Genomic DNA, 22525 nt, shown 5'->3' with positions numbered 1-22525 from the left:
TTAACGTACCTTTAACGTCGCCAAACCAATAAGCACTAACATCAGTGAGATGATCCAAAAACGGACAATCACACGAGGTTCAGGCCAGCCTTTTAATTCATAATGATGATGAATTGGAGCCATTCTGAAAATACGTTGACCACGCAACTTAAAAGAACCGACTTGTAAAATAACGGAGAGTGTTTCAACAACAAACACGCCACCCATAATCACTAATAAGAACTCTTGGCGTAATAACACCGCGATAGTCCCTAACGCGCCACCTAATGCTAAAGAGCCAACATCACCCATAAAGACTTGCGCTGGATACGTGTTAAACCAAAGAAAACCTAAACCAGCACCAACGATGGCCGTACAGACAATCACTAATTCACCCGCATGCATTAAGTAAGGAATTTTTAAGTAGCTTGCAAAATTAACGTTACCCGTCGCCCAAGCAACTAACGCAAAGCCAGCCGCCACAAAGACCGTTGGCATTATCGCTAAACCATCTAAACCGTCCGTTAAGTTAACAGCATTACTGGTTCCCACGATGACAAAATATGCCAGTAAAATATAAAGCATGCCCAATTGGGGCATAACATCTTTAAAAAATGGCACGACCAATTGTGTCGCTGATGTGTCTTTGCCTATTGCGTACATGCTAAATGCAACAACTAATGCCAGTACGGATTGCCAGAAATATTTCCAGCGAGCAATTAAGCCACGAGTATCTTTACGCACCACTTTACGATAATCATCAACAAAGCCGATAACACCGTAGCCAATTAAAACCAGTAACACACACCATACATACGGGTTATCTAACCTTGCCCATAACAGAGTAGAAATGGAGATAGAAAACAGGATCATAATCCCGCCCATCGTTGGTGTTCCACGTTTACTAAAGTGAGACTCAGGGCCTTCGCTACGAACTACTTGCCCGATTTGCATTTTTTGTAACCATGCGATGAGGTGAGGCCCCGTCCACAATGCAATCACTAATGCCGTCAATAAACCAACAATCGCCCTGAATGTCAGATAAGAAAACACATTAAAAAATGTATGGTATTTAACCAAATATTCGGCTAGCCAAACTAACATTCAAAGCACTCCTTTAATGCGTTCACGATATCTTCCATCGCGGAGCTTCGTGAACCTTTTACTAAAACTGAAACAACATCATGCTGCTGTAATAATGGAATTAATTGAGCAAGTAAGTCGGCTTTAAATGTAAAATGCTGACCACCTTGGTTTTCATCACTAATAAAGTGGCTGTGATCCCCTACGGTAAATACACTATCAATCCCTGCATTGTGTGCAAAACGCCCCACATCACGGTGACATTTCTCTGAGTCTTTACCTAACTCAGCCATATCTCCCGCAACAAAAATCTTATACCCCGGCAATTGAGATAAAACGTGTAAGCCCGCGATCATCGAACCATCGTTTGCATTATAAGTGTCATCTAGCACCATTTTCCCTGCTGTTAACTCAACAGGATACAACCTTCCTGGTACGGCTTTTAATGTTGATAACCCAAGGCGAACCGCATCAAGCGTTGCCCCTGCTGAAAGTGCCAGCGCACTGGCAGCTAACGCATTGGCAATATTATGACGCCCTGGCAATGGAAGAGTGACATCAACACAACCTTCTGGTGTATGTAAGGTGAAGTTAGTGGTGAATTGCTTAACAGCGATATCTGTTGGATAAAAATCTGCATCGCGTTGCGCAGATAAAGAGAATGACCATTGTGTTTGGCGGGGATTAAAGTGGTGCTGCCACACAGATAAGTCATTACTTTCAAGGTTAATAATGGCTGTACCTTGTTCTTTTAGGTGAGTAAAAATTTCACCCTTCGCTTGGGCAATACCTTCAAGTGAGCCGAAACCTTCAATATGCGCAGAAAAGAGATTATTGACCAAAGCACTGTCTGGTTTCACCATATTTACGGTATACGCAATTTCACCAATATGGTTTGCCCCTAACTCAATAACAGCAAAACGGTGTTCTTGCGTTAAACGAAACAGCGTTAATGGCACGCCAATGTCGTTATTTAAGTTACCATGGGTATATAAGGTTTCACCGCAGTGACGTAAAATTGAAGCCGTCATCTCTTTTACAGACGTTTTTCCTGAAGAGCCTGTCAACGCCACAATTTTGGCATTACTCAATGAGCGAATATGAGTTGCAATGGTCCCCATTGCCAGATGGGTATCTTTTACAATGATTTGCGGACAATCAATCTCAATTTCACGATTAACTAATACAGCAACTGCACCTTTTTGTTTTACATCAGCAATAAAATCATGCGCATCAAAACGCTCACCCGCTAATGCAATAAAGAGACAATGCCCATCAATATTGCGGCTATCCGTTGAAATCGCGTTAATAGTCAACTGATTTGCTTGGCTTTGAGCAATATGACTCAGTTTACCATTTGTCACTTGTGCAATAGTTTCTAGTGATAACGGGATCATGCCATCACCCCCAATAATCGAGCAACGGTTAATCTGTCTGAATAGTCAAGACGACGTGAACCGACTAACTGATAATCTTCATGCCCTTTACCTGCGACTAAAATCATATCATTCGCATCCGCTTGCATAATGACGTTAGTGACAGCTTCAGCCCGTCCTTCAATAGCGATTGCACGGCCGGGGTCCATTAAACCGGAGAGAATATCGTGAATAATAGCTTGAGGCTCTTCGCTACGGGGATTGTCATCAGTAATAATAACTTTATCTGCCAGCTCTTCTGCAACCGCGCCCATTAGTGGGCGCTTACCTTTATCTCGGTCACCACCACAGCCAAATACACACCACAATTTACCTGTGCAGTGCAAACGAGCAGCTTGAAGTGCTTTTTCTAACGCGTCTGGCGTATGAGCATAATCGACAATAACAGTAGGACGGTTATCCGCACTAAACACTTCCATTCGGCCACAAACTGGCGTCAACGCAGATGAGGCTTTGATAACTGCCTCTAATGGATATTTTAGTGCCAGCAATGTCGCTAAAGCACATAAAAGATTACTGACATTAAAAGCGCCCATTAAGGGACTTTCAATTTCGCCATTCCCCCAGCTTGAACGAAAGCGAAGAGTTGCGCCTGCATCGTGATAATGGATATTGGTTGTTTTAACAAAACGGCCTTGCCAACCCTGTGGCAATTTATCTTCCATGGTGACAGCAATGGCTTCAGGTAAACGCGACAGCCATTTTTGACCGACCGCATCATCAGCATTAATGATTTTTTCACCACTTTTATGTGTGGAGAAAAGCAACCATTTTGCCTCTTCGTAATTTGCCATATCACCGTGATAATCAAGATGGTCACGGCTTAAATTAGTAAATACACTCGCCACAAACGGTAAAGCACTAACACGACCTTGAACTAAGCCATGGGAAGAGACTTCCATCGCCGTTAACGTCGCACCTTGGTTTAATAATTGTTGCAATTCTAATTGAATATCTACTGCAGAGCCGGTGGTATTCATGGCAGGAACAACATGACCCAATAGTCCGTTGCCTACCGTTCCCATCACGGCGCTAGTCTCACCTAATCCTTGAGCCCACTGTGCTAACAATTGTGTTGTTGTCGTTTTTCCGTTAGTTCCAGTAACACCCACTAATTTCAATTTTTCCGCAGGTTGATGATAAAAACATCCTGCTAATTTTGATAATTCCGCATTAAGATTATCAATATAAATAACAGGAACACCGTGACTTTCACGGATTTCACCTTGCGATGCAACGCCTTGTGCTTCTGCTAATACTGCAGAAACACCTTGAGCAATTGCTTGAGGAATATAGCGTCTACCATCTGTTTCATGACCTTTAATCGCGATAAAAAGATCACCGCTCGCCGCTTTTCGGCTATCGAGTGTCATGTCTTTGAGCATCAATGATGGTGCTTGTATCCCGAGTGCCCCTAATAGGTCACTTAAGTTAGGATCGGCCACTTGTATCCTCTTCTTTTGTAATTACAAATTCATTTTTATCGTCTGGCATCAATGCATCAGGTTCTACGTTCATTGTGCGTAAAACTGCGCCCATGATTGCGCCAAACACCGGTGCAGATACTGCGCCCCCGTAGTACTTACCTGCTTTAGGTTCATTGATTATCACAACTAACGCAAAGCGAGGATGACTTGCTGGTGCAACACCCGCAGCATAAGAGATATATTGATTAATATATTTTCCGTCAGGCCCTACTTTTTTCGCAGTCCCTGTTTTAATAGCAACACGATAGCCTTTAATGGCAGCACTCACACCACCACCACCGGGTAATGCGACGCTTTCCATCATATGAACTACGGTTTTCATAATAGGTTCAGGGAATACACGCGTTCCCGGTACAGGCGGGTCAACTTTCGTAATTGAGAGAGGACGGTAAATACCAAAACTGCCTATAGTTGCATAGACACGTGCTAACTGTAACGGCGTTACCATTAGCCCATATCCGAATGAGAAGGTGGCCCTTTCAAGATCGGACCACCGTTGTTTTTTTATTGGAAATATGCCACTACTTTCGCCAACCAGCCCCAAGTTGGTTGGCTTCCCGAATCCAAATCGTGAATACACATCCACGAGTTCAGATGCAGGCATCGCTAACGCCAGTCGTGAAACACCAACGTTACTCGATTTCTGTAATATTCCGGTTATCGAAAGCTCATTATATGATCCGACATCTTTTATCTGATGCCCGCTAATACGATAAGGAATAGTATTAATTACACTGTTTTCTTTAATGATATGATTGTGAAGTGCACTCATCACTACCATTGGTTTTACGGTGGAGCCCGGTTCAAAAATATCGGTGATAGCACGATTACGCATCGCATCTTTAGGTGTACCCGTTAAATTATTCGGGTTATAGGATGGGCTATTTGCCATTGCGAGCACTTCGCCAGTGTTCACATCCACTAAAACGGCAGTTCCTGATTCTGCTTTATTCTTAATCACCGCATTGGTTAATTCGCGATAAACCACAGATTGCAGACGTTCATCAATACTTAGCATCAAGTTATGAGCGGCTTGGCTGTCAGTTTGAGCAATATTTTCGATCACTCGGTTAAAACCATCTTTGCGCACTACTCGCTCACCAGGAGCACCTGTCAGCCATTGGTTAAAGCTTTTTTCAACCCCTTCAATACCATCACCATCAATATTCGTCACACCAATAATGTGAGCAGTCACTTCACCGGATGGGTAATACCGTTTTGATTCTTGGCGCATGTTAATCCCAGTAATTTTTAATTTACTGATGTAATCACTAATTTCAGGATTAACTTGACGGGCTAAATAGATAAAACGAGCGGAAGGTGTTGCTGCAATTTTTTGCTCAATTTGACTTACGGGGATCTTCAATGCATCAGCAAGTGCTAACCACCGTGAATCTGTCATATCAGGATTGGCATCTAACACAACTTTAGGATCAGCCCAAATTGCATAAACCGGCACACTGACCGCAAGAGGACGCCCCATTCTATCGCTGATCATGCCTCTTGCTGTTGGCACTTTTTGGACTCGCAGAGAACGCATATCCCCTTCACGGATAAGGGGATCGGGATTAATAATCTGTAAATAGGCAACACGGATTAATAGCGCGACTAAAGCGATACCAATACCACTACAAAGCAACGCAAAACGCCAACTCACAAATCCTGTTTTTTCTTCAGGTTTGCGTAGTTTGGCATTTGTCTTTGTCTTTGCTTTCGCTTTTGCCGAACGTGAAAATTTCATACTTGCCTTAATTATTTAGTAACCACAATATTCTCTTTTGATGGGTCAACGTGGATCATACCTAATCCTTCGCTTGAAAAGCGCTCAACTCGGCTGTGATCCGCCAGCGCATTCTCTTCAAGAATGAGGTTACGCCATTCGATATCCAGTACATTTTTTTCCAGCACTAAACGCTCTTTCTCTGCTGTCAACAAACGTGTTTTATGTGCTGTTGTCACGACATACACCGCAGAAATAATCACAGCAATGAGCAAACAAACGGGTAACTTGCCATAACGCAGTAAATCCTGCCCTATAACTCCTGGTAGCGTGTGTCGTTCAGTAGACATTTATTCCTCAATACGCCTTGCTACACGTAATACAGAGCTTCGTGCCCGTGGATTTTCCTCAACTTCAATGCCTGTCGGTTTCATCTTGTGAATACTCGATAAGCGAGCACTTCCTAACGCTCTTATTTGATTCTCAGTGAGTGGAATACCTGCTGGCACAACGGGGCCTTTGCTCTCATCACGAATAAAACGCTTCACTAATCGATCTTCTAATGAGTGGAAACTAATCACCGATAAACGCCCTTCTGGCGCTAAAACAGAAACCGCCCCTTTTAAGGCTTTTTCTATTTCATCTAATTCGCTGTTGATATAGATACGAATTGCTTGAAAACTGCGTGTCGCGGGGTGCTTATGTCGTTCTTTTACTGGGCTTGCATCGCTAATCAAATCAGCTAATTGCTTAGTTCGAGTCAAAGGCTCTTCTGTTTTATTACGCTCAACAATGGCACGTGCTATACGTTTAGCAAAACGTTCTTCACCAAATGTCTTTAATACCCATGTGATATCTTCTTCAGATGCTTTCATCAGCCATTGTGCGGCTGATAATCCTGATGTTGGATCCATACGCATATCAAGTGGCCCATCACGCATAAAAGAAAAACCACGTTCAGGATCATCAAGTTGAGGTGATGAAACACCTAAATCCAGTAATACACCATCAATTTTCCCAGCCAATTCTAATTCATTGACATACTGCTCAATATTTGAAAAAGGTCCATGAACAATAGAAAATCGTGCATCATCAATTTCATTAGCCACGGCAATGGCTTGTGGATCTCTGTCTATCGCTATCAAGCGACCTTGTTCACCCAATTGCGATAAAATTAAACGGGAGTGACCGCCTCGACCAAATGTTCCGTCGATATAGATACCTGAAGGTTTAATATTCAGGCCATTCACTGCTTCATCCAGTAATACGCTGGTATGACTAAAATTATTTGTTGTCATTATTTAAAGTGATAAATCCAATAGTCGTGTCGATAACGGTTCTTGTGAGGTTTGCTCGGCAACAATGTCTTTTTCGATCTGGTTATACCAGACCTGTTCATCCCACAATTCAAATTTATTGAATTGTCCGACTAACATGACCTCTTTGGTTAGCCCCGCATGCTGTCTAAGCGTGCTAGCTAGCAAAAGACGTCCTGCACTATCCATTTGGCATTCACTGGCATGTCCCAATAATAAACGTTGAACACGACGTTCAGCCGGGTTCATGGAAGACAAAGCCGCCAATTTTAACTCAATCTTTTCCCATTCAGGAAGTGTATAAAGCAATAAACACGGCTGATTAAGATCAATGGTACAAACCATTTGACCTTCAGTAATCTCACTCAGCGTTGTTCGATAACGGGAAGGAACTGTTATTCGCCCTTTGCTGTCAAGATTAACGAGTGTTGCTCCACGAAACATCCTCATTCTCCCCAGCTTTGTAATTTACACCACATTATCCCACAAATCCCCACAAATAGAGTTTACGGATGGTATGAAAACGTTGTCAAGCCAGATATAGGAAGCTTTATTTATATTTACAGTAATTTGATAGGCACACCGAAATGTTTAAATTATCAACAAAAGGGAAAAAGAAAATATTAACACTATGATTAATAGAGATTATTTTTCACTTTATAATTTTAATCACTAAAAGTAATTATTTATAACGATTATTGGAGGGAAAACCAGATAAAGAAATCATAATGGGTAAATCATAATTTTAATGATAAAAAACTAATTTATTGCAGTTCATTTACCTTTAGCCAACATAATAATTTGAAGATACTTTTATATAAATAAAAACAGGTTAGTTTAAAAAAATAATTCAATATCATGCAGATAGTTATTTTTTTTCTTATTACTTTTCCCAAAATGAAATTAATTACTTATATAATTTAAGCAATATCACTTATGGAAGTGTCAAAATTTGATCTATTAACTTAGTAAAATGAGAGAAATAGTAAAAAAAGGCTTAAGATTAATCTCAAATTTAATATTCTCTAGGCTATTCGACATTCTTTAACCAAATAAAGCATCCCCGTTTTAATTTAATAAAACAGGGATGAGTATAAGTGCAGATAATTATCAATAATACGATATCAAATTAACGTGCGCGTCCTAAACTACCACGGCGACATAAATCACGACGAATACGGGTGATCCCTGCTTGAGGTTTTTGTTCTTCTTCAAGGCTAGCAAGAACAAGCTCTAATACACGCTCAGCAATATCACGATGTCGTTGAGCAACCGATAAAACCGGACATTCAAGGAAATCTAATAATTCATGGTCACCGAAAGTTGCAATGACTAATTGAGTTGGTAAACGGCCACTTCGCTGTAATGTCACATCCATAACCCCTTGCAATAAAGCAAAAGATGTTGTGAATAATGCATCTGGCATTGGATTGTTATTTAGCCATTCTGAAAAAGCAGCAGCAGCGGCTTCTCGTTCATAGCTATTTGCATAAAGGTAGGTGACTTCTCTAGGATCTTCTTTCCATACACTACGGAAACCTTGTTCACGTAAAAAACTTACAGAGAGTTCAGGAAGTGCGCCTAAATAAAGTACAGATTGCGAAGGAAAAGCGTTTAATTCAGTTGCCAACATCTTGGAGTCTTCCAAGTCATCACCAACAACACTAATAAAATGCTCACTTTCTAATGCCCTATCCAGCGCAATAATCGGTAATGAACGATTAGCCCACCGTTGATAGAAAGGGTGTTCCGGTGGCAATGCGGTTGAGACAATAATGGCATCAACTTGGCGCTGTAGTAAGTGCTCAACACAACGAATTTCGTTGTCAGGTTGGTCTTCTGAACACGCAATCAGTAATTGATAACCCCGTTGGCGAGCTTGTCGTTCAAGGTAATTTGCGATCCTGGTATAACTGGTATTTTCCAAATCAGGAATAACCAAACCAATAGAACGCGTACGACCAGCACGTAATCCCGCGGCAACAGCGTTCGGGTGGTAATTATGCTCTCTGACCACCGCCATCACTTTTTCAACAGTCTTGTCACTTACACGGTACTGTTTCGCCTTACCATTAATGACATAACTTGCTGTTGTTCGTGAAACACCAGCCAAGCGGGCGATTTCATCCAGTTTCACATTAGCCTCTTTTAATTATTAAATGTGTTATTTATTACATATTGCTATGAATTTCAGTCATCATGCTGATCTGAGTTTGTATTTTAACACAATTTACTGATAAAACCGTATGCGTCAACGTTTCCGTTTATGCCTTTTATCAATTATTCCAATCATCGTTATCTATCAAAAAGTCATTTCTTAAGAAAAAAGCACCTTAACGGTGCTTTTTAGTCACTAAAATTTAATCTTGATACATTAATTCGATTTCATTTCGATAGCGTTCTGAAATAATTTTACGACGAAGTTTCAAGGTAGGGGTTAATTCACCCGACTCCATTGAAAAGCCTTCAGCAAGAAGTGTAAATCGCTTAACTTGATGAAAACTTGAGAAGTTTTTCTGCATTTCTCGTAAACGCTCATCAAAAAGCTCTTTAATTTTGGTATGGCGCAATAATTCAATACGATCTTGGTATTTTAAATTTAGTACACGAGCATGCTCTTCTAATGCATCGAAACAAGGCACAATTAATGCTGAAACAAATTTACGTGTATCAGCAATCACGGCAATGTGCTCAATAAAACGGTCTTGCCCTAAAGTACCTTCGATCATTTGTGGCGCAATATACTTACCATTCGATGTTTTCATTAAATCTTTTAAACGCTCGGTAATAAATAATATACCATCACTATCAAGTGCGCCTGCATCACCTGTACGTAGCCAACCATCTTCCGTAAAGGCAGCCGCAGTATCTTCAGGTTTATTAAAGTACCCTCTCATAACGATACTGCCACGAACTTGAATTTCGTTCTCAGCACCAATACGAACTTCAACACCTGGCAGCGGTGTACCAATAGAACCCAATTTGTACTTATTTTCTTCCCAGCATGAGACAGTTGCACAGGTTTCTGTCATACCATAACCGTATTTAATATTAATACCGATGGCTAAGAAGAAGCGAATGACCGCGTCATCTAAACGTGCACCTGCCGCAGGTAAAAAACGAACTCGTCCACCTAAAATTTGGCGTAATGGGTTTAAGACTTTTTTATCTGCAAAGCGATAACATAAGCGAGAAATAAAGCCCTGTTGACGCTGATTTAGTTGTGCTTCACGCTGTTTCTCACCTTGCTTGATCGCCCATTTAAAAATAAATTGGCGTAATGCGGATGCTTGAGACACTTTATCTTGAATAGCGCTATACACTTTTTCATAGAAACGGGGAACCGCACACATAACAGTCGGTTTAACCTCACTCATTGCTTCTCTAACTGCATGAGTATCCGTTAAATACACGTTAACTGCGCCTGTGTGCATCACATAGAAGCTCCACGCGCGTTCAAAAACATGAGAAAGAGGCAAAAAGCATAATGAAACATCTTTATCTGATAATGAAAGGCGTTCATCATGCAAATAAAGTTGGGATGCCAAGCTTGTATAATCAAGCATAACGCCTTTAGGCTCGCCTGTTGTCCCTGAGGTATAAATCAAGGTAAACAAATCATCTAAACAGCATTCGTTAATACGTTGCTTTAACAGGTCATCATGCTGAAATTGTGTCTGGGTAATTAAATTTTCCAGATAATATGAAGGTGTCTTTTCGTTTAACACAACATCGGAATTAAACACAATAATATGTTCAAGCTGAGGACATAACGCTAATAATTCAGAAACAATATCATATTGCTTTTGGTCGCCCACAAAAAGAATGCGAATATTCGCATCATTTAAAACATAGGCGGCTTGTTCAACACTACTTGTTGCATACAGAGGCACTGTTACTGCACGCAGTTGCAAAGAAGCAATATCAGCCAAGGACCAATCAATGGTATTTTGAGAAAAGATCCCAATGTTTTCTTGAACGTCCACACCCATTTCTAGTAATACATTTGAGAGCGCGTGTGTTTTCTTTTCAACCAATTCCCATGACATTTCGATATTGTGCTTAGCATCCCACTGGCTATAAGCAATTTTATTCCCGCTGTGCAAAAACTGCTTCTGCAATCTTCTAATTATATGATAATCATGAAGATTATTATTAGTTATCATAATTTTCCTGCTATTTATGGAAAAGCGACCGTGTTATGAAACTGAAATGGGAAAAATGTCACCCTTACAATTTCAGCTTACACTTGTTCGCTGACTCGAATAAAAGTCTAAGTGATCCACCAAAATAAAGGAATTCAATTTTACATAAATTTGTAAAATTGTGAGTTATGAAAAGTTTTGTCAACTAGTGCTATCTCATAACGGTGAGGAAACAAAATATTAAGATGCTGTTTTTTTATGGAAGATAAAAAATAAAACAGATGAATAACAATAGGTAATTGTCATAACTTAATCAGTGACAATATAAAGAAGAGGATATTATTGCAAAAAAACACGTTTAATAAAGTAAAACACGAATAAGAGTCATTATGATATATAAAGGGCAAAAATAGTGACAGCAATCCAATTTGTTTTACTCAACCGAATAAAACCTGTTTTGGTCATTAGCCTAACATCTAATGTTATCTGCCACTATTTCTGCATAATTAGCAATAAAAACTAATTATGAGCAAAAACACTCTAGTTCTGACAAACTTCACTTAATAAATTTTTCATCCATAAGTGACCTTTATCTCGCGCTGTTGATTCATGCCAAATTAAATAACATGGACGCTGTGTTTTTTCCCAAGGTAACGAGACTGCTTTAATATCTAATTGATCAGCGTAACACTCAACTAACCATCTAGGTGCAATGGCAACTAAATAGGTTTTAGAAACAATATTTAATACACTGTTTAAATCAGTTCCCTGATAAGTAATTAAATCTTCTAAATGAGTATCTTTATAATAAGGTGTACTAAATGATCCCACATCGTCTAAAGAAACAATTGAATGACGCTCATTTAATAACATATCTTGTGTGACATTTTCTTTAATACGAGGATGTTTATTAGAAACCACTAAAACAACTTCATCATTAAATAATGGAAGTGAATGAAATTCTGTTTTATCGAATTGTTTATAATTAATAAAAAATTCGACTTCTTGATATTTTAATTGGTGCTCTATATTGCTATTTAAATAAGATTTAATATTAACATTAATATTAGGTGTTTTATTTTTCACTTTTTCAACTATTGTTGGTGCTAATTTTATATCCAGTGGACTACAAATAGACAAATTAAATATACGTTCACTTTGTTCGGGTTCAAATCCGGCACCTGGAAGCTCATTATGAACTAATTGTAATGCTTGTCTAACAGGACCAAAGAGTTGTTTTGCTCTTAATGTAGGTTGAATTCCGCGCCCATAACGAACGAATAATTCATCATTAAACATAACCTTAAGTCGAGAAACTGCATTACTGACTGCGGGTTGTGACATGCCAAGCACCTGCGCGGCACGAGTGACATTTTGCATTTGCATGACAGCATCAAATACCGTTAATAAATTAAGATCAACATTACGTAAATGCATTTCTGCTGATTCTTTGTTGGTAACTGTTGCTGGTGTGTAATCCGTCATTTCTTACTCCACTATGTTATCATAATAGCTAATTAAATATTACTAATGGAGATATTATTAATAATACATTTGCTTTAACTATTACTTTAACTATTTATTAAAATTTATTATTCATCGTCCATGCATATAACTAAACACATAAGCTTTATATCAATAAAAAAACATTTTCATATGAAAATGAAAAAATCGACATTAAAATTACATGTATAGAAAATGATTATATCAATATATATTACAACCTGTTTTACCTTCTGCCTTGCAAATAATAAAACAAAGTATGATAAAAATCATAATAAAATGATGTGTGTTTATTCCTAAAATAGGCAATCAATAATCATCATCTTTGATAATACAATAATTTTTATTCTTACATTCAAAACGTTGCTCACATTCATCAATCTTTACGTTCTTATCTGTGCCTTTTTTCTATCTTACTTATCTGACTAAAAAAAAAGCAAACACTTGTTTAATTTTTCATTTTACTCTTTATTAAACAATGTGTGGCACATTAACCCAATCAATGATTACTTAATAGTTATAATCATTAGTAAAAATTTAGATATCAGTCAGAATCACTATAAAAAATTTATGAATAACATAGATAAATGAATTTAAAAATTTCAACGCTTGACATCTTTAATGGTATTAGGTATCAATAAATACAGATTATTGAGAACTTATCTAAGGATGTTTCATGTTGAACGCAATTTTACTATCAAGCCTACTACTACTCGCAACGTTAATGCGCGGTTGGCTTATGGGTAAAATGTGAAACACACCTACCCTTAGAGAGAAACCCGCGCTAGTCGCGGGTTTTTTTATACCTGGGAGAGCGCAAACAGCAAATAAAAAAGAGAAAGGAACAGACTATGAGCAATAACGTGATTATTTTTGATACCACATTGAGAGATGGTGAACAAGCATTGCAAGCAAGTTTAAGCGTGAAAGAGAAATTACAAATTGCTTACGCTTTAGAGCGCTTAGGTGTGGATATCATTGAAGCGGGCTTTCCTGTTTCTTCCCCTGGTGATTTTGAATCCGTACAGACCATTGCACGAGAAATCAAAAATAGCCGTATTTGTGCATTAGCACGCTGTGTTGATAACGATATTGATGTTGCCGCAGAATCTTTAAAAATTGCAGAAGCTTTTCGTATCCATGTATTTTTGGCAACGTCAGCATTACACGCTGAACATAAATTAAAAAAATCGTTTGAAGATATTATTGAAATGGGCGTGCACTCGATAAAACGGGCTCGTCGCTACACTGATGATGTTGAGTTTTCTTGTGAAGATGCAGGTCGAACACATATTGATAATCTGTGTCGAATTGTTGAAAGTGCAATTAACGCAGGAGCAACAACGATCAATATTCCTGATACCGTCGGTTACACAACACCTTATCAATTTGGTGGCATTATCACTAACTTATTTGAACGTGTGCCTAATATTGATAAGGCCATTATCTCTGTTCACTGTCATGACGATTTGGGCATGGCAGTCGCTAACTCGATTACAGCAGTACAAGCAGGGGCAAGGCAAGTTGAAGGTACGATTAATGGATTAGGTGAACGTGCTGGTAACTGTGCATTAGAAGAAGTCATCATGGCAATAAAAGTCCGTGAGCAAATGATGAATGTTCAAACACGTATTAATCACAAAGAAATTTATCGTACCAGTCAATTAGTCAGCCAATTATGTAATACGCCTATTCATGCTAATAAATCGGTTGTTGGCACCAATGCATTTGCACACTCATCGGGTATTCACCAAGACGGTGTTTTAAAAAACCGCGAAACCTACGAAATCATGACTCCCGAGTCTATTGGATTAAAAGAAGTGCAATTAAATTTAACCTCTCGCTCTGGCCGTGCCGCAGTGAAACACCGTATGGAAGAGATGGGATATCGAGAAGCTGATTATAATTTAGACCATCTGTATGCCGCCTTCTTACGTTTAGCTGATAAAAAAGGGCAAGTCTTTGATTATGATTTAGAGGCCCTGGCCTTTATTGGTCAGCAACAACAAGAACCTGATGAGTTTGTCATGAACTACTTTAATACACAGTCAGGTTCTTCAACGGTAGCAACCGCCAGTGTCAGCATTACTCATGGTAATAAAGAAATTACCGAAGCTGCGACAGGTAACGGTCCCGTTGATGCGGTTTATCAAGCAATATCTCGTGCAACCGGTTATCCCTTAAAATTAGTGACATACCAATTAACAGCCAAAGGTGAAGGCCGAGATGCTTTAGGTCAAGTTGATATTGTCGTTGAATATCAAGGCCGTAAATTTCATGGAATGGGTTTAGAAACAGATATTGTGGGTTCATCCGCCAATGCCATGATCCATGTTATCAACAGTATTTGGCGCTCAGAGCAAGTCGAAATAGAAAAACGCAAACAACATACAACACAAGAAGCGGTTTAATTATGTCAAAAAATTATCATATTGCAGTATTACCCGGCGATGGTATTGGCCCTGAAGTTATGGCTCAAGCACAAAAAGTGATGAAAGCCATCAGTGAGCGATTTTCACTCAATATCACTACAAAAGAATACGATATCGGTGGCATTGCCATCGATAATCATGGCACACCATTACCAGCGAATACCTTAGCGGGTTGCGAACAAGCCGATGCTATTTTATTTGGCTCTGTCGGTGGCCCTAAGTGGGAACACTTGCCCGCTAATGAACAACCTGAACGTGGTGCGTTATTGCCTTTACGCAAACATTTTAAATTGTTCTGCAATTTACGCCCTGCACGCTTATATGAAGGTTTAGAAGCCTATTGCCCATTACGTGCTGACATTGCACAGCGTGGTTTCGATATTTTATGTGTTCGTGAATTAACGGGCGGTATCTATTTTGGCCAGCCTAAAGGCCGTGACGGTGAAGGTGCGCAAGAACGTGCTTTTGATACTGAAGTTTATCATCGTTACGAAATTGAACGTATTGCCCGTTTTGCATTTGAATCTGCGCGTAAACGTCGCCATAAAGTCACCTCTATTGATAAAGCGAACGTTTTACAAAGCTCTATTTTATGGCGTGAGGTCGTGACTGGCATTGCCAAAGAATACCCAGATGTTGAAATTCAGCATATGTATATCGATAACGCGACAATGCAGTTAATTAAAGATCCGTCTCAGTTTGATGTTTTACTGTGTTCCAATATTTTTGGCGATATCTTATCCGATGAATGCGCCATGATCACGGGTTCAATGGGGATGTTGCCATCCGCAAGCGTTAATGAAGAACACTTTGGCTTATATGAGCCAGCCGGCGGTTCAGCACCCGATATTGCAGGTAAAAATATTGCTAACCCTATCGCACAAATTTTATCTGCTGCGTTGTTACTGCGTTACAGTTTTAATGAAGACAAAGCAGCACAAGCCATTGAAGATGCCATTACAAAAGTATTGGCAGATGGTTACCGTACGGCTGATTTAGCGGGTGAAGGTCATGCCATCTCCACTGCTGAAATGGGTGATTACATCACTCAATATATTCAAGAAGGGGCATAACATGGGACAAACATTATATCAAAAAATCTATGATGCACATGTTGTCAGAGAAGTGAGTGATGAAACACCGATTTTATATATCGATCGCCATTTAGTGCACGAAGTAACATCGCCTCAAGCCTTTGATGGATTGAGAACAAAAGGTCGCCCTGTTCGTCAGCCCAATAAAACCTTCGCAACGATGGATCACAACGTCTCAACACAAACAAAAGATATTAATGCTTGTGGTGATATGGCAAGAATTCAAATGCAAGAGTTGATGAAAAACTGCCAAGAATTTGGTGTCACACTGTATGACTTAAACCATCCCTATCAAGGAATAGTCCATGTTATGGGACCAGAACAAGGTTTAACCTTACCCGGAATGACTATTGTTTGTGGAGACTCACATACAGCAACCCATGGTGCTTTTGGATCATTAGCCTTCGGGATCGGGACTTCAGAAGTGGAGCATGTATTAGCTACTCAGACATTAAAACAGTCTCGAGCTAAAACATTAAAAATTGAAGTACAAGGTAATACCGCCGTTGGCATCACTGCAAAAGATATTGTCTTAGCCATTATTGGTAAATTAGGCAGCGCTGGTGGAACAGGTTATATCGTTGAATTTGCAGGTGAAGCCATTGAAGCATTAAGTATGGAAGGTCGAATGACCTTATGCAATATGGCGATTGAAATGGGCGCTAAGGCAGGTTTAGTGGCACCTGATGACACCACGTTTAATTATTTAAAAGGACGTCAATTTGCCCCTAAAGATCAATCATGGGATGACGCAGTTGCTTATTGGAGAACCTTAAAGTCTGATCATGATGCAACTTTCGATGCCACCGTCACCATTAATGCGGCTGACATTGCGCCACAAGTCACATGGGGTACTAACCCAGGGCAAGTGATTGCTATTGACCAAATTGTTCCATTATTAAATAGTTTTCACGATCCTGTTGAACGCGCTTCTGCTGAAAAAGCCTTAGCCTATATGGGATTACGCGAAGGTGTAAACTTAACAGATGTGGCTATCGACAAAGTTTTTATTGGCTCTTGTACAAACTCACGTATTGAAGATTTACGTGCCGCAGCTGAAATTGCCAAAGGTCATAAAGTCGCTTCGCATGTTCAAGCTATCGTTGTTCCAGGATCAGGGCCAGTTAAAGCGCAAGCCGAAGCAGAAGGTTTAGATAAAATTTTTATTGAAGCGGGTTTTGAATGGCGTTTACCAGGCTGCTCTATGTGTTTAGCCATGAATAACGACCGGTTAAATCCAGGTGAACGCTGTGCCTCCACCAGCAACCGTAACTTTGAAGGTCGTCAAGGTCGTGGTGGCCGAACACACTTAGTCAGTCCTGCAATGGCAGCAGCGGCGGCCATTAATGGTCACTTTGCTGATATTCGTACGTTTTCAGTCACATCTTAAAGGAGAATACCATGAATAAATTTACTCAACATACAGGTATTGCCGTTCCTTTAGATGCAGCGAATATCGATACCGATGCCATTATCCCTAAGCAATTCTTACAGAAAGTGACACGTACAGGCTTTGGTAAACACTTATTTAATGATTGGCGCTTTTTAGATGACGAAGGCACACAACCTAATCCTGCGTTTATTTTGAACCAGCCTATTTATCAAGGTGCTTCTATTTTATTAGCACGAGAAAACTTTGGTTGTGGTTCATCTCGTGAACATGCACCGTGGGCATTAACTGATTATGGTTTTCACGCCGTTATCGCGCCTAGTTTTGCTGATATTTTTTATGGAAATGCATTTAATAACCAATTATTACCCGTCAAACTCAGTGATGATGAAGTTTCACAATTATTTAATTATGTAAAACAACATGCGGGTACCTCTATTACAGTGGACTTAGTCGCACAAGAGGTTAAAGCAGGTGAGTTATGTTTCTCTTTTGAAATAGATTCCTTTCGCCGTCATTGCATGATTGAAGGATTAGACAGTATCGGATTAACATTGCAACACCAAAATGACATTAGCGTTTATGAGGCCAAACAACCTCCTTTTATGCGCTAATTAATACAAAGTTTTCACCTTCTTCTACTTTCTGTGATGTTTATACTTTGTCATTCTTACCGTAAATTTATTTACGGTTTTTTTTGCCAAAATAAAAAAGCCAGTGATGCATCATCACTGGCCGGTAATCACCGAATGCTCAAATGGGGGAGTCTGTCAGTATTCATAATTTGTGATAACTAACATGAGAGCTAACTTTAAACACAAACATTATCGGTCTAATATAAGGAAATTAAAATTGATCACTTTATTAAGGGATTTCCTCTTTTATGACCTCACCCCGCTTAGAGTTACAATTTATTCGATTATGGCAAGCCTTTCAGGGAAAAGCCGGTGAAACCACATTACAAGAGCTAGCAGAAATCTTGCATTGTACTCGGCGCCATGTCCGTTCTTTATTAAACAAGATGCAAGAAATAGGTTGGATAAACTGGCAAGCAGAAGTGGGCAGAGGCAAAAAATCCACCCTAATCTTTCATTCTAATGCGTTGGAAATCCAACAAAACCGTGCTGAAAAATTAATTGAAGATAATGATATAGAAAAACTGGTCGCCTTGATGGGAGATAAAGATTCAGTTCGCCAAATGGTGCTGTCTCAAATTGAAAAAAGCTTTCATCCCGGTCAGCAATTACTCCGAATTATTTACTATCGCCCTTTTAAAAATTTATTACCGGGAACCCCATTAAGGCGCTCTGAGCTACATTTAATGAGTCAAATATTTAATTCATTAGTCCATTTAAAAGAGGAAAATGGGGAAGTTGAAGCGGAGTTAGCGCATCATTGGCAAATGATCACAGAGCAACATTGGCGATTTTATTTACGTCCTTCTATTTATTTCCATCATGGCCGTGAGCTTACTCTTGATGATATCAGCACCTCTTTAATGCGAATGAAATACTGCAATCCTCTTTACGCTCATATAGAACGGATATCCTCACCTCAGCCTTATGTACTCGATATTTTCTTAAGTGACGCAGATAAACAATTTGCAACACTCTTAGGTAGCCCTCAAGCTGTTATTTTGCCACAAGAGTGGTCGTCACTCCCCTCTTTTGCACAACACCCTATTGGCACAGGGGCTTATCAGATTATGGCTAATGATAAACATAAGTTGCAAATCAAAGCTTTTAATCGCTATTTTGGCTTACGTGCATTATTAGATCAAATTGATATTTGGGTCGTGCCCGAGCTTAATAACAAAATGGTCTGTTCGACCATTCATTTAACAGATGATGATACTAATAAGGACTCACTAGAAAGCCGTAAAGAGGAAGGCTGTTATTTTCTACTTTACGATAGTCGTTCAGTGCAATGCCAACAAACTGAAATAAGAGAATGGTTAAGTAGTGTATTAACCCCCGTTAATATGCTGACACATTGCGATCCTTTCTATCAACGTCATTGGTCACCTGCTTATGGCTTATTGCTTCATTGGCATCACAGTAAATTAATCCGCCAACACCCTAAGCCCCCATCATTAACGAAATTAACTGTCACACTTTATAAAGAGCATCATGAATACAGCACTATTGCAGATTTAATAAAAAGTATTTTATCTCAGTATGATATCGAGCTTACTATTCAAACCCTTGATTATGAACAGTGGTATTACGGTGAAGCTGAAAGTGATATTTGGTTAGCTACCGTGAATTTTTATAAACCTTTAGAGTTCTCTATTTTTGCAGCACTCTATGAATTACCTTTGTTTCATCAATGCCTAGGAGCATCCTTTTCTCAAGAACTCATATTATGGCATCAAAAAGCCTTACCACTTGAAGAATGGTGCTGTCAGTTAACACAAGATATTTGGCTTTATCCTTTATTTCATCATTTACTCGAACTGCAAGGACAAAGAACTATACGCGGTGTCAAAATGAATACTTTTGGTTGGTTTGATTTCAAATCAGCATGGTTCACACCCGATATTGATGTACCTCGATTAAAATAGGATATTGCACACTTTTCAATTATAAAAAGATCATTATTTGTGTTAATTCACAGAAATGATGAAAGTTATAAACACCCTCATAAATACGCAGGGGATTTATTCACTTTTTCTGTGGATATCTATGTGAAAAAGAGTGAGATAATCAGGGTATAGTTTTTGTATTGTTGAAAAGGCTGTTGAAATTTTTTTTAAAATATCACTTATAATTCAAATTAGTAAGTAATTTTTACTGCCTATTTCAGCGATTGAATAAAACAATTAAAAAAGCTTACCGCTCAAATCGTACAAAAAATAACCACAGGATGTTTTATCCACAGGTTATGCCGATTAGTTAGACAGAATAGGATAATTTTGAGGAATATCTGCAAAAGTCAAGGCTGTAAATCAGAACAGTGATCTCACTTTCCCTGAGTTATCCCATAAAGCTGTGGATAACCTAGTGCAAAAGCCTGTTTATGGTTTCAGGATAACCGTGCACAACTTAAGATTATAAATTTCAATTGAGGGATTAACTCAAAAAAATGATGATATATCATGCTATTATAGCTTCAGTAAAATAAAGCCAAATATGTTATCAATAGCCTTTTTTTTATGTCTATTTTTTAAACAATAAGATGATAAATATGTTTACTCCACCTATAGCGCCTGAAAACGAGCAGATTTTATTCGAACGAGCCAAAGCGCTTGCAGGTTACACTTTTGGTGAGCTCGCCGCGTTTGCACAACTGCCTATTCCTGCTGATTTAAAAAGAGATAAAGGCTGGGTAGGGATGCTATTAGAATATTACCTAGGAGCAAGCGCAGGCAGTAAACCAGAACAAGATTTCAGTGAACTTGGCATTGAGCTTAAAACGATCCCGATTGATAGATTAGGTATGCCTTTAGAAACGACTTTTGTGTGTGTTGCCGCATTAACAGGAAATAGTGGAATTACATGGGAAAATAGCCATGTAAAACGCAAGCTCTCTAAAGTGTTATGGGTGCCGGTTGAAGGAGAAAGGGAAATCCCATTAGCCCAGCGCCGAGTTGCCTCACCATTGCTCTGGAGCCCAAACAATACAGAAGAAGAACTCTTGCGCCATGATTGGGAAGAACTTATGGATATGATTGTGCTTGGTAAAGTAGAAAGTATTACCGCACGTCACGGGCAGGTGTTACAAATTCGTCCCAAAGCCGCGAATAGCAAAGCGTTAACCGAAGCTATTGGTGAAAATGGGCAACGTATCATGACATTACCCAGAGGCTTTTATTTGAAGAAAAATTTTACGGCCCCACTGCTGGCGCGTTACTTTCAGCTTTAATTTCATTATAAATAATAGGCAATAAAATACCCTGTATCATTATTTTAAATCACACAGGGCATTGATAAATAATAATCTATTTTAATAATTAACGATAAACGATACCGCCATCAGTTAAAATTGCTTGGCCTGTAATATAGTCAGAATCATCACTCGATAAGAAAGCCACTAAAGCCGCAACATCATCAGGGGTTTGAGCGCGACCTAATGCAATACCTTCTACATATTTTTTGTAGGTTTCACCTTTTGGCGCCCCAGTAATTTCAGAAAAGCGCTCATCAATTTCAACCCACATATCCGTCCCTACAATACCAGGACAATACGCATTTACGGTAATTCCTGCGCTGGCATACTCTTTTGCCGCAGCTTGTGTCAGTGCACGCACTGCAAATTTAGTGGCTGAATATACACCTAATAGTGCAAATCCATCATGACCCGCAATAGAAGAGGCATTAATGATCTTACCTTTATGACCTAATGCTTTAAATTTCTCTGATGCAGCTTGAATTCCCCACATCGTACCGTTCACGTTAATTTTGAAGATCCTATCCATATCTTCAGGTGTGACATCAGCGAGTGCTTTAACTTGTGCAATACCCGCATTATTAATCATGACATCAAATCCACCTAATGCCTTTTCAGCATGATCAACGGCAGCAAAAACGTCATCTCGATGACTGATATCAGCAGCAAAAGTGGTTGTTTTACGTCCTAGCGCTTCAATTTCTTTAGCAACATCGGCTAGCTTATCTGCTTTCAAGTCAACCAGAGCAATATCAGCACCTTCTTTCGCTAAACGTAATGCGATGCCACGACCAATTCCCTGAGCAGCACCTGTAACTAAGATTACCTTACCATTCAAAGCCATTGTCTTTCTCCTGAGTTATCACAGATGAAAAAGCTCTTCCAAAAAAAGAACTTTGTTAATAGATTAACAGTAGCAATTAAACAGACGGGTGACAAAATAACGATTATTCCCTAATTAGTCAGATAATGACAACCGAACATTCTATAAATAATTATCATTTAGAATAAGCGCTCAATAAAAGATAAAATATGCTCTGAAAATAGAAGAA

General features: G+C 39.2%; 17 protein-coding genes. 6 read left to right on the top strand and 11 right to left on the bottom strand.

All coding sequences use genetic code 11. The features are described 5' to 3' along the window. The 10 genes from mraY to leuO all read right to left on the bottom strand — a co-directional run bounded on the left by mraY (window position 1) and on the right by leuO (window position 12651). Window positions 1–1083 (bottom strand): phospho-N-acetylmuramoyl-pentapeptide-transferase, encoded by a 1083-nt coding sequence (gene mraY / locus INT04_RS03045; protein ID WP_193014687.1) that lies wholly within the window; start codon window positions 1081–1083, stop codon window positions 1–3. Beyond that, window positions 1077–2459 carry a UDP-N-acetylmuramoyl-tripeptide--D-alanyl-D-alanine ligase gene (gene murF, locus INT04_RS03040; protein ID WP_193014686.1) on the bottom strand — a complete coding sequence of 461 codons (1383 nt, stop codon included), beginning with the start codon at window positions 2457–2459 and terminating at the stop codon, window positions 1077–1079. The genes mraY and murF overlap by 7 nt, the downstream gene beginning before the upstream one ends. Continuing rightward, entirely contained in the window at window positions 2456–3943 is a 1488-nt protein-coding gene (gene murE, locus INT04_RS03035) for a UDP-N-acetylmuramoyl-L-alanyl-D-glutamate--2,6-diaminopimelate ligase (RefSeq protein WP_193014685.1), read from the bottom strand. Before murE ends, murF begins: the two co-directional genes overlap by 4 nt. Continuing rightward, window positions 3930–5726: a peptidoglycan glycosyltransferase FtsI gene (gene ftsI, locus INT04_RS03030; RefSeq protein ID WP_193014684.1), complete on the bottom strand. Its 1797-nt coding sequence runs from the start codon at window positions 5724–5726 to the stop codon at window positions 3930–3932. The genes murE and ftsI overlap by 14 nt, the downstream gene beginning before the upstream one ends. A gap of 11 nt (window positions 5727–5737) precedes the next feature. Continuing rightward, on the bottom strand, window positions 5738–6055 hold the full coding sequence (ftsL, locus tag INT04_RS19445) for a cell division protein FtsL (RefSeq protein ID WP_193014683.1): 318 nt from the start codon (window positions 6053–6055) through the stop codon (window positions 5738–5740). Beyond that, a complete protein-coding gene (gene rsmH, locus INT04_RS03020) occupies window positions 6056–7003 on the bottom strand; it encodes a 16S rRNA (cytosine(1402)-N(4))-methyltransferase RsmH (protein ID WP_193014682.1) in 948 nt (315 codons plus the stop codon). 3 nt (window positions 7004–7006) lie between these two features. After that, on the bottom strand, window positions 7007–7465 hold the full coding sequence (gene mraZ, locus INT04_RS03015; RefSeq protein WP_193014681.1) for a division/cell wall cluster transcriptional repressor MraZ: 459 nt from the start codon (window positions 7463–7465) through the stop codon (window positions 7007–7009). Window positions 7466–8150: 685 nt separating this feature from the next. Beyond that, window positions 8151–9158 (bottom strand): catabolite repressor/activator, encoded by a 1008-nt coding sequence (gene cra, locus INT04_RS03010; protein ID WP_193014680.1) that lies wholly within the window; start codon window positions 9156–9158, stop codon window positions 8151–8153. Window positions 9159–9381: 223 nt separating this feature from the next. Beyond that, window positions 9382–11187, bottom strand: a complete 1806-nt coding sequence (locus INT04_RS03005) for an AMP-dependent synthetase/ligase (RefSeq protein WP_193014679.1) — start codon at window positions 11185–11187, stop codon at window positions 9382–9384. 519 nt (window positions 11188–11706) lie between these two features. After that, window positions 11707–12651 (bottom strand): transcriptional regulator LeuO, encoded by a 945-nt coding sequence (gene leuO / locus INT04_RS03000; RefSeq protein ID WP_193014678.1) that lies wholly within the window; start codon window positions 12649–12651, stop codon window positions 11707–11709. 869 nt (window positions 12652–13520) lie between these two features. Between leuO and leuA the strand changes: the two genes are divergently transcribed. From leuA to mutH, 6 genes are all read left to right on the top strand, one after another. Continuing rightward, on the top strand, window positions 13521–15080 hold the full coding sequence (leuA, locus tag INT04_RS02995; RefSeq protein ID WP_193014677.1) for a 2-isopropylmalate synthase: 1560 nt from the start codon (window positions 13521–13523) through the stop codon (window positions 15078–15080). A gap of 2 nt (window positions 15081–15082) precedes the next feature. Further along, the gene (gene leuB, locus INT04_RS02990; protein ID WP_193014676.1) at window positions 15083–16174 is read left to right on the top strand and encodes a 3-isopropylmalate dehydrogenase; all 1092 of its coding nucleotides are present in this window, start codon (window positions 15083–15085) and stop codon (window positions 16172–16174) included. Between the two features lies 1 nt (window position 16175). Then, complete coding sequence (gene leuC, locus INT04_RS02985; RefSeq protein ID WP_193014675.1) at window positions 16176–17585, top strand: 3-isopropylmalate dehydratase large subunit; 1410 nt, start codon at window positions 16176–16178, stop codon at window positions 17583–17585. Between the two features lie 11 nt (window positions 17586–17596). After that, window positions 17597–18199, top strand: coding sequence for a 3-isopropylmalate dehydratase small subunit (gene leuD, locus INT04_RS02980; RefSeq protein ID WP_193014674.1), 603 nt, complete (start codon window positions 17597–17599; stop codon window positions 18197–18199). Window positions 18200–18468: 269 nt separating this feature from the next. Next, window positions 18469–20148: an HTH-type transcriptional regulator SgrR gene (gene sgrR, locus INT04_RS02975; RefSeq protein WP_193014673.1), complete on the top strand. Its 1680-nt coding sequence runs from the start codon at window positions 18469–18471 to the stop codon at window positions 20146–20148. A gap of 623 nt (window positions 20149–20771) precedes the next feature. Further along, complete coding sequence (gene mutH / locus INT04_RS02970; RefSeq protein ID WP_193014672.1) at window positions 20772–21449, top strand: DNA mismatch repair endonuclease MutH; 678 nt, start codon at window positions 20772–20774, stop codon at window positions 21447–21449. 88 nt (window positions 21450–21537) lie between these two features. Here the strand turns inward: mutH and INT04_RS02965 are convergent, their stop codons facing one another. Then, the gene (locus INT04_RS02965) at window positions 21538–22317 is read right to left on the bottom strand and encodes an acetoin reductase (RefSeq protein WP_193014671.1); all 780 of its coding nucleotides are present in this window, start codon (window positions 22315–22317) and stop codon (window positions 21538–21540) included. Window positions 22318–22525 lie beyond the last annotated feature (208 nt).

This window comes from Proteus sp. FME41 (assembly GCF_014897315.1).
Classification (GTDB): Bacteria; Pseudomonadota; Gammaproteobacteria; order Enterobacterales; family Enterobacteriaceae; genus Proteus.
This window is presented reverse-complemented; position numbering and strand designations above follow the sequence as displayed.